At 65.2% G+C, this 9,369-nt stretch carries 6 protein-coding genes; 5 read left to right on the top strand and 1 reads right to left on the bottom strand.

Annotated elements, in window-relative coordinates; genetic code table 11:
- Positions 1 to 456: 456 nt before the first annotated feature.
- Together QUG03_RS23095 and QUG03_RS23090 are read left to right on the top strand one after the other, a co-directional pair.
- Complete coding sequence (locus QUG03_RS23095; RefSeq protein WP_227107753.1) at positions 457 to 1,572, top strand: efflux RND transporter periplasmic adaptor subunit; 1,116 nt, start codon at positions 457 to 459, stop codon at positions 1,570 to 1,572.
- 15 nt (positions 1,573 to 1,587) lie between these two features.
- On the top strand, positions 1,588 to 4,701 hold the full coding sequence (locus tag QUG03_RS23090) for an efflux RND transporter permease subunit (RefSeq protein ID WP_500821106.1): 3,114 nt from the start codon (positions 1,588 to 1,590) through the stop codon (positions 4,699 to 4,701).
- 52 nt (positions 4,702 to 4,753) lie between these two features.
- Here QUG03_RS23090 and QUG03_RS23085 read toward each other — a convergent pair whose 3' ends face one another.
- Positions 4,754 to 5,119, bottom strand: a complete 366-nt coding sequence (locus QUG03_RS23085) for a hypothetical protein (RefSeq protein WP_235087884.1) — start codon at positions 5,117 to 5,119, stop codon at positions 4,754 to 4,756.
- 366 nt (positions 5,120 to 5,485) lie between these two features.
- On the opposite strand from QUG03_RS23085, the gene QUG03_RS23080 reads away from it, so the two are divergent.
- Genes QUG03_RS23080 through QUG03_RS23070 form a run of 3 tightly spaced genes read left to right on the top strand, consistent with a single transcriptional unit; the run spans position 5,486 to position 9,293 of the window.
- A complete protein-coding gene (locus QUG03_RS23080; protein ID WP_500821105.1) occupies positions 5,486 to 7,258 on the top strand; it encodes an ABC transporter substrate-binding protein in 1,773 nt (590 codons plus the stop codon).
- A 21-nt stretch (positions 7,259 to 7,279) separates the two neighbouring features.
- Positions 7,280 to 8,218, top strand: coding sequence for an ABC transporter permease (locus QUG03_RS23075; protein WP_107799538.1), 939 nt, complete (start codon positions 7,280 to 7,282; stop codon positions 8,216 to 8,218).
- Between the two features lie 13 nt (positions 8,219 to 8,231).
- On the top strand, positions 8,232 to 9,293 hold the full coding sequence (locus tag QUG03_RS23070; protein WP_107799537.1) for an ABC transporter permease: 1,062 nt from the start codon (positions 8,232 to 8,234) through the stop codon (positions 9,291 to 9,293).
- Positions 9,294 to 9,369: the final 76 nt, after the last annotated feature.

Here is a 9,369-nt window from a genome sequence, read left to right as displayed (position 1 = left end):
GCGGCGGCGCGGGCGCCGCAGCCGGAGTTCCACATCAAGCCGAACAAGGACGCGGGGTATGAGCCGGTGGCGATGGTACTGGCGGAATCTCAGCGTTTGGGGGTGACTAAATTGGGCATCGTGGGCTCCGAGCAGTTTGTGCAATGACATATGTTTAATGGATAGTGTTGTGGCATGATAACGGGCGGCCGCAGTCAGGCCGCCCAAATGCTTGGCTGAGGCTTGTTCGCCCACGTTTCACAACAACAAGACAATACGACCACACAATGGCATATCCCGCGGTGAAGCCTGTGGGATGATGCCGAGCGGCCCTGGTCCGGCCGCGCCGGCGCAAGGGGGAATCTTGCGTCGTTTCATCGTCCTGGATGCGCGGCCGCCGAGCCTGACGCGGCGGCCGATAGCGCGTGTCCGAGCCCCGCGTCGCAGGCGGCTCAACCATAGAAAAGAACAAAACAGATGAACACACGATTTGTCATAGTCCCGCTCTTGTCGTTGACGCTGGCGGCTTGCGGCGCCAAGCCGTCCGACCCGCCCAAGGAGGGCGCCGCCGGCAAGGCCGCGGCCTCCGCGCCGGTGGCGCGGGCGCTGTCCACCGCGGATGTGATGGCGGCCAAGCCGCGCGCGCTGGCGGCGACGATCGCCTTCACCGGATCGCTCAACGCGCTGACCAGCGGCACCGTGGCCGCCGAGGTGGAGGCCCGGGTCAAGGAAGTGCGCGTGCGCGAGGGCGAGGCGGTCAAGCGCGGTCAGGTGCTGGCGGTGCTGGACGCCGAAGTGCTGTCGCAATCGGTGACGGAACAGAACGCCCAGGTGGCCAACACCGAGGCGCGGCTGCGTCTGGCCAAGGTCAAACTGGAAAAACAGCGCGAGCTGCTGCACAAGGGCTTCATCTCGCAGATCGCCTATGACGAATTCGACAGCGATTACCGGGTGAAGGAGGGCGAAGCCAAGGCCCAGGCCACCCAGCTGGCGCGCGCGCGCCGGCTGCTGGCGGACACCCAGATCCGCGCGCCGATAGACGGCGTGGTCTACGAGCGCAAGATCAATCCGGGCGAAGTGGCCGGCAAGAACGCGGTGCTGTTCGCCATCGCCGATTTGTCGGTGCTGGAAATCGCCGCCACCGTGCCGGCGCGGCTGATCTCGCAGATCCAGCCCGGCATGCAGGCCGGCTTCAGCGTGGACGGCCTGGCCGAGCCGCAGCGCGGCGAAGTGGTGCGCATCAATCCGGTGGCGGTGGCGGGCACCCGCAGCTTCACCCTGTACATCCGCGTGAAGAACCCGGAGTACAAGCTGAAGGCCGGGCAGTTCGCCAAGGGCGGCATTGTGCTGCGCCAGATCAGCGACCAGATCGTGCTGCCGCTGCCGGCTATTCACGATCCGGACGGCCAGCCCTGGGTGCTGGTGGCGCGCCAGGGCCGGCTGGAGCGGCGGCCGGTGGAACTGTTGCTGCGTTCCGAGGCGGACCGGCTGGCGGCGGTGTCCGGGGTCAAGCCGGGCGAGCACGTGATCGCCGTGGACCTGGTGGGGGTGAAGGCCGGCGATCCGGTCTCCCTGCCGGGCAGCAAACTCTAAGCGGAGGGGCGCAGCATGTGGCTGACCCGAATCAGTGTCCGCAATCCCTATTTCGCCGCCGTGCTGATGATGACGCTGGTGGTGCTGGGCTTGTTTTCCTGGCAGCGGCTGGCGGTGGAGGAAATGCCGGACATCCGCTTCCCCATCGCCCTGGTGTCCACCGACTATCCGGGCGCCTCGCCAGAAGTGGTGGAAAGCGAAATCTCCAAGCCGGTGGAAGAGGCGGTCAACACCATCAACGGCATCAAGGAAATCCGCTCCTATTCCATGGAAGGCAATTCCACCGTGGTGGTGGAGTTCGAGCTGTCGGTGGATCCGGTGTCGGCGGTGCAGAACGTGCGGGACAAGATAGGCGCCATCCAGGGCCAGTTCCGCCGCGAGATCTCCGCGCCCACCGTGTCCCAGGTGGACCCCAACGACAACCCCATGCTGACCCTGGTGCTGACCTCGGACCAGACCCGGCCGCGCGAACTGACCACCTGGGTGGACAAGGTGTTGAAAAAGCGGCTGCAGATGGTGGCCGGCGTCGGCGACGTCAAGCTGATCGGCGGCGTGCGCCGCGAGATCCGCGTCGACGTGGACCCGGTGCGGCTGGAGGCCTCCGGCCTGTCCCTGCAGGACGTGGCCGACGCGCTGCGCGCCGCCAACCAGGATTTCCCCGCAGGCTCGGTGTCGGCGGTCAGCAAGGAGTGGGCGATCCGCGTCGCCGGCAAATTGAAATCCGCCGACGACTTCTCGCAACTGGCGGTGGGCTACCGCAACGGCGCGCCCATCCGGCTTGAGGACATCGCCACCGTGGCCGACACCGAGGCCGAGCAGTCCAGCATCTCGCTGATAGACGGCCGGCCCGGCGTGTCGCTGGACTTGCGCGCCGCGCGCGGCGCCAACGTGGTGGAAGTGGCCGAGGGCGTCAAGGCCAGGGTGGCGGAGCTGAAGAACCAGATGCCGGCCGGGGTCCAGGTGCGCTACACCTACGACACCGCCGAGGACGTGAAGAAGTCGCTGAACAACGTCGAGTCCACGCTGCTGGAAGGCGCCGGCCTGACCGTGCTGATCGTCTTCCTGTTCCTGGGCAGCTGGCGCAGCACCGTGATCACCGGCCTGACCCTGCCGGTGTCGCTGATCGGCACCTTGTTCGCCATCCAGATGTTCGGCTTCACCCTGAACATGCTGACCCTGCTGGCCCTGTCGCTGTCCATCGGCCTCTTGATCGACGACGCCATCGTGGTGCGCGAAAACATCGTGCGCCACGCCGGCCTGGGCAAGAGCCATTATCAGGCCGCGCTGGACGGCACCAACGAAATCGGCCTGGCGGTGCTGGCCACCACGCTGACCGTGGTGGCGGTGTTCCTGCCGGTGGGCTTCATGGGCGGCATCATCGGCAAGTTCTTCCACCAGTTCGGCCTGACCGTGGCGGTGGCGGTGCTGATCTCCATGCTGGTCAGTTTCACGCTGGACCCGATGCTGTCCTCCATCTGGCACGATCCGCACCACCACGGCGACAAGCATCGCGGCCCGCTGGGGCGGATGCTGGACGCCTTCGAAAGCTCGCTGGACCGGTTGTCGGAGCGTTACGTCGGCGTGATCCGCTGGGCGCTGGCCCACCGCAAGACTGTGCTGGGCACGGCCTTGCTGCTGACCGTCGCCAGCTTCGCGCTGGTGCCGGGCATCGGCGGCGAGTTCATCCCGGAGCGCGACAGCGGCAAATTCACCATCAGCTACCAGACCGCGCCCGGATCGGCGCTGGAATACACCGCCACCAAGGGCCATGAACTGGCGGCGGCGGTGAAGGGCATTCCCGAAATCAAGTCGATCTCGATGAATGTGGGCGAGGGCAATTTCGGCGCCGGCAAGAACGACGGCTCGGTGACGGTGGACATCGGCGACAAGAACAGCCGTCAGCGCACCCTGGGGCAGGTGATCGCCGACGCGCGCGCGCGAGTGCTGCCGGTGGCCGGCGTCACCATCAAATCCGTGGCCAACGAGCAGCAGCAGGGCAAGCCGGTCAAGGTGGGCTTGCGCGGCAGCGACCTGCGCGAACTGTCCGCGGTGTCCGAAGACCTGATGCGCCGGCTGGGCAAGATCCACGGCGTGCGCGACATCGAATCCAACCTCAGCGAAGGCGACCCGGCCTTGAACCTGGTGCTCAAGCGCGACGCCGCCACCAGCCTGGGCGTGGACCTGGCCCGCGTGGGCAAGACCCTGTCCATCCTGTTGGCCGGCAACGCGGTCACCACCTGGGAAGCGCCGGACGGCGAAAACTACGACGTCAAGCTGCGGGTGCCCAAGTCCGAGCGCCGTCAGGAGCTGCTGGACGCGCTGACCGTGGCCGGGCGGCCGGATGCGCACGGCGCGGCCAATATGATCCCGCTGTCCTCGCTGATAGAGACCCGGCAGGGCATCAGCCCGCGCCAGATCAAGCGCGTCAACATGATGCGCGAGATCACCATTCTGGCCAATATCGAAGGCCGCGACGCCGGCACCGTCTCCGCCGAGGTGCATCAATTGGTGGAAGGCCTGAAGCTGCTGCCGGGCGTGATGCTGGTGCAGGGCGGCCAGCAAAAGGACATGCAGGAATCGCTGGGCTACGCGGTGCAGGCCTTGGCGCTGGGGGTGATCTTCATCTATCTGATCCTGGCCGCGCAGTTCCGCAGCTTCACGCTGCCGGTGACCATCATGATGGCCTTGCCGCTGGCCTTCGTCGGCGTGTTCTGTTCGCTGTATCTGTTCGGCTCCACGCTGAATATGTTCTCAGTGATCGGCATCATCATGCTGATGGGCCTGGCCGCCAAGAACGGCATCCTGCTGGTGGACTTCGTCAACCAGGCGCGGCGCGAAGGCATGGAGCGCAACCAGGCCATCGTCGAGGCCGGCCGGGTGCGGCTGCGCCCCATCATGATGACCAGCCTGGCGATGATCTTCGGCATGCTGCCCTTGGCGCTGGGCACCGGCGACGGTTCGGAAAGCAACCGGCCGATGGCGCACGCCATCATCGGCGGCCTGCTGACCTCCACCGTGCTGACCCTGATCGTGGTGCCGGTGGTCTACACCTATCTGGACGGCCTGCGCAGCCGGGTGCGCCGCCTGTTGGGCGGCAAGCCGGCGCACCAGCCGGCGGCCGAACATTGAAACGAAAAGAGCCTGCGTTTGCGCAGGCTCTTTCTTTTGGCGAGGACGGTGTTTAATTTTTAGGGGGCGCCACGCAGTCATTGCCCTCAAAGCTCACCGACTGGATGGTATGGGTTTTGGGATCGGCGACGAAGTTGGTGGTGCAGCGGTAATACACCGAGCCGCCGCCGCTGAAGCCCCAAGGGTAGTTGTAGAAACCGCCCTGATAGGGCATTTCCTGGCTGTAGGCGCTGCGGTAGGTGTAGAGCTGATTGCCGTTGGGCATGGTCAGCTGGCTGGTGGGCGCGCCCCATTGCGCCAGCATCTCGTTGACGTCGCGGCCGTGCCAGCCGTAGACCTTTTGCGCGTAACCCGCCTGGGTGGCGCAGCCGGTCAGCAGGCTGGCGGCCAGCAGGGACAGCGCTAGCGTTGTTTTCATGAGGCGCTCCTGAGCAATGTGTCAGGCGGGGGGAGACGGCGTCCGCCTGAGGTGGTTTGAAGGGATACTTTTACGATGGCGTCGCCGCCGCCGCTTGTCAACAAGCAGCGCCGGCGCACCTTGTTCATGAGTGTTAAGAACCTGTTTACGATCTGCCGCGCGTCGGCGGGATGGATAGAAATGGGCGTTGAAACCAAGCTCAAAATGCTTATGTACCACGTGTACATTCCGCTTTTTCGCTCGTTTTCGCCTTGTCTCGCCTTAGCTCGCGAGATCGTAAACACGTTCTAAGAGCCGCTAGAACGGCGACATAATAAGCGGGCCGGCGCAAGACGCCAGGCCGAAGCGACAACAAAGGAGAAAATCATGAGCCTGAAGCGATGCGCGCTGCTGGCGCTGATGGCGTGGGGAGGAATGTCGGCGCAGGCCGCCGACATGAACAAGGTGCTGCATGTGGCCTTCAACGCGCCGGAGACCGGTTTCGACCCGTCCAAGACCTCGGACATCTACTCCGGCGCCATCATCGAACACATCTTCGACCCGCTGCTGACCTTCGACTACCTGGCGCGGCCGGTCAAGGTGGTGCCCAATGTCGCCACCGCCATGCCCACGGTCAGCGCCGACGCCAAAACCTATACCTTCACCCTGAAAAAAGGCGTGTACTTCGCGCCGGACCCGGCCTTCAAGGGCAAGAAGCGCGAGCTGACGGCGGAAGACTACGTTTACGCCTTCAAGCGGCTGATCGATCCGGCGGTCGCCTCGCCGATCAGCGATCTGGTGGCCGGCAAGTTCGTCGGCCTGGACGCCTGGGCCAAGCCCGCCGGCGGCAAGATCAACTACGACGCGCCGGTGGCCGGCGTGCGCGCGCTGGACCGCTACACCCTGCAACTGAAGCTGACCCAGCCGTACCCGGCGCTGAAATACATCCTGGCCGCGCCCTTTGTGCAAGGCCAGGCGCGCGAGGCGGTGGAAGCTTACGGCAGCAACACCAACGCCCACCCGGTGGGCACCGGCCCCTATATGCTGGCCAAGTGGCAGCCGGGCACCCATATCTCGCTGGTGGCCAACCCCCATTTCCGCAAGCAGACTTTCAACTACCCGCCGGGCGACAATCCGGAAGACCAGCGCGTCGCCCGCGAGATGAACGGCAAAAGCTACCCGCAGATCGGCCGCATCGAAGTGTCGGTGATCCAGGAGGAACAGCCCACCTGGCTGGCGTTCAAGAGCGCGGAGCTGGACCTGGTGGGCATTCCCCAGCCCTTGATCCGGCAGCTGCTGCGCATGGATCCGAGCAATCCGTGGCGGGCGGAACTGAAGCCGGATCTCCAGCGCCAGGGCGTCCGCTTGCTGCGCAGCCTGGACGAGGAAATCACCTTCTACGCCTTCGGCATGAAAGACCCGGTGGTGGGCGGCTACGGCAAGGACAAGATCGCGCTGCGCCGCGCCATCACCATGGCCTTCAACACCGACGAAACCATACGCGACATCCGCCGCAACCAGGCGGTCAAGGTCCAGTACGTGGTGCCGCCCAATGTGGCCGGCCACAACCCGGATTTCCGCGGCGCCTTCCCCTACAACCCGGCGCTGGCCAACGCCTTGCTGGACCGCTTCGGCTACAAAAAGGGCGCGGACGGCTACCGCCGCCAGCCAAACGGCGCGCCGATGGTGGTGGACTTCCTGACCGGCCCCACCGCCATCGACAAGCAATGGAACGAGTACTGGCAGAAAGCCTTCGATCTGATCAAGGTGCGCGTGGACTTCCGCGTGATGCAGTGGAACGAACAGATCAAGGCGCAGCGCGAATGCAAGTTCGGCATGAACGGCGCGGCCTGGATCGCGGACTTCCCGGACGGCGAGAACTTCGTCCAGCTGCTGTACGGCCCCAATACCGGCGGCGTCAACTACGCCTGCTACCAGTCCGCGCGCTATGACCGGCTGTACGAGCAATCCCGCAATCTGGAGGACGGCCCGGAACGCAACTGGCTGTACGACGCGATGAACAAGATCGTGATGGCGGACACGCCCTGGGCCTTCAGCGACACCCGTTTCCGCAACACGCTGATCCAGCCCTGGGTGCGCGGCGCCAAGCTGCATCCCAACTACAACTACATCTGGCGTTTCCTGGACGTGCAGAAGTAAGCGGCAGGCGAGGAGAACATCATGTCCGCTTTTATCATCCGTCGCATCCTGCAGATGATCCCAACCCTGTTTGGCGTCATGCTGCTGGTTTTCACCCTGTTCACCCTGGTGGGCGGCGATCCGTCGCTGGTGCTGGCCGGCAAGCACCTGACGCCGGACGTGCTGGCCAATATCCGCGCCCAGCTGGGCCTGGACCAGAGCCTGCCGCAGCAGTTCTGGATCTTCGTCAAACAGGTGCTGACGCTGGACTTCGGCACCTCCTGGTCCACCCAGCAGCCGGTGGCCGACATCATCGGCAGCCGCGTCGGCCCGTCCTTGACGCTGACCGGCGCCATGCTGGTGGTGGACCTGCTGATCGCCATCCCGCTGGCGGCGCTGGTCGCTTATTTCCGCGGCGGCCTGACCGACCACATCGTCACCATCGCCTGCACCGTGGCCATGTCGGTCAGCGCGCTGGTCTACATCATCGCCGGCCAGTATTTCCTGGCCTTCAAAATGGGCTGGTTCCCGGTGCGCGGCTGGGGGGATGCCTTCTGGGTCAATCTCTTCGTCTACGTGCCGCTGCCGCTGCTGATGGGCCTGATGGTGTCCTTGGGGCCGGACATCCGCTTCTACCGCAGCTTCTTCGTCGAGGAAATCGGCCAGGACTACGTGCGCACCGCGCGCGCCAAGGGCCTGTCCGAACGCGCGGTGATGCTCAAGCACGTGCTGCGCAACGCGCTGATCCCGGTGGTGACCAGCGTGATGATGTCGCTGCCTTATATGTTGATCGGCGCGCTGGTGCTGGAAAGCTTCTTCGGCATTCCCGGCATGGGCAACGAGGTGGTGATGGCGGTGAACAAGAGCGATTTCCCGGTGATCAAGGCCATCACCATCTATATCGCCATCGCCACCATGGTGTTCAATCTGCTGGGCGATCTGGTCTACAAGCTGATCGACCCGCGCGTGCAGCTCAAGTGAGAGAGGGCTGGAAATGACGACATTGCATAATGGCGCCGGCGCCGCGCCGGCCGCCCCCTCGCGCGGTTTGTGGGCGCTGGGCTGGCAAAGGCTGAAACGCAAGAAAGTGGGCTTTGTTTCGCTATGGATCGTGGCGGTCTACCTGCTGCTGGCCGTCGGCGGCTGGTTCAATCTGGTGGGCGGCGGCTGGACCGACGAAATCGCCGTGCCCTACGCGCCGCCCAGCTGGGTGCAGGCCTCCGCCGACGACGTGTTGCCGCCGGAGCCGGCCAAGCCCGCCCAGGCGTCCGCCCCCATCGTCACCATGACGCCGGAGGAAGACCCGATAGGCCAGGAGCTGCAACAGGCGCGGCAGCATGTGGGCGAATACGCGCAGGCCGCGCCGGCCAAGCGCGCCGCGTTGCCCTTCGGCGCGGATCTGCGCGGCCGCGACGTGATAGAGAAAACCCTGAAAGGCACCTCCACCTCCATCTTCGTCGGCGTGTTCGGCGCGGTGTCGGCCTTGCTGGTGGGCTGCGCGCTGGGCGCGGCGGCCGGTTATTTCGGCGGCAGAGTGGACGACGCGCTGGGCTGGTTTTACAGCGTGTTCACCTCGGTGCCGGACATGCTGTTGCTGTTGTCCTTCGCCGCCGTCTCCGGCCGCGGCATCACCACCATCGTCGCGGTGATGGCGCTGACCAGCTGGACCGGCACTTTCCGCCTGGTGCGCGCGGAATACCTGAAGCTCAAGGGCCGCGAATACGTGCAGGCGGCGGACGCCATCGGCGCCGGCAACGCCCGCAAGATGTTCGTCCACATCCTGCCCAATATCTCCCATCTGCTGCTGGTGCAGTTTTCCCTGCTCACCGTGGCGCTGATCAAGTACGAAGCCATCCTGTCCTTCCTCGGCTTCGGGGTCGGCGTGCGCCAGGTCAGCCTGGGATCGATGCTGGCGGAAGCGCCCACCGAGCTGATCCAGGGCTATTGGTGGCAAATGCTGGCGGTTACCTTGTCCATGTCGCTGCTGGTCACCGCCTTCAGCCTGTTGGTGGACGCGCTGCGCGACGCGCTGGACCCGCGCGCGGCGGCGAAGTGAGCGGGGAGAACAGACTATGACTCAGAACCAGACCCTGCTGTCGGTGCGCAATCTCAAAGTGGCGTTCCGTCAGGAG

This window comes from Chromobacterium sp. CCUG 30098, from assembly GCF_059916605.1.
Note: the sequence above shows the minus strand (reverse complement) of the source record. Positions and strands in the feature narration are given on the sequence as shown.

Excerpts from the sequence above, each read along its gene's own strand:
- QUG03_RS23095 (WP_227107753.1), top strand. The coding sequence starts at position 457 with ATGAACACACGATTTGTCATAGTCCCGCTCTTGTCGTTGACGCTGGCG.
- QUG03_RS23090 (WP_500821106.1), top strand. The coding sequence starts at position 1,588 with ATGTGGCTGACCCGAATCAGTGTCCGCAATCCCTATTTCGCCGCCGTG.
- QUG03_RS23085 (WP_235087884.1), bottom strand. The coding sequence starts at position 5,119 with ATGAAAACAACGCTAGCGCTGTCCCTGCTGGCCGCCAGCCTGCTGACC.
- QUG03_RS23080 (WP_500821105.1), top strand. The coding sequence starts at position 5,486 with ATGAGCCTGAAGCGATGCGCGCTGCTGGCGCTGATGGCGTGGGGAGGA.
- QUG03_RS23075 (WP_107799538.1), top strand. The coding sequence starts at position 7,280 with ATGTCCGCTTTTATCATCCGTCGCATCCTGCAGATGATCCCAACCCTG.
- QUG03_RS23070 (WP_107799537.1), top strand. The coding sequence starts at position 8,232 with ATGACGACATTGCATAATGGCGCCGGCGCCGCGCCGGCCGCCCCCTCG.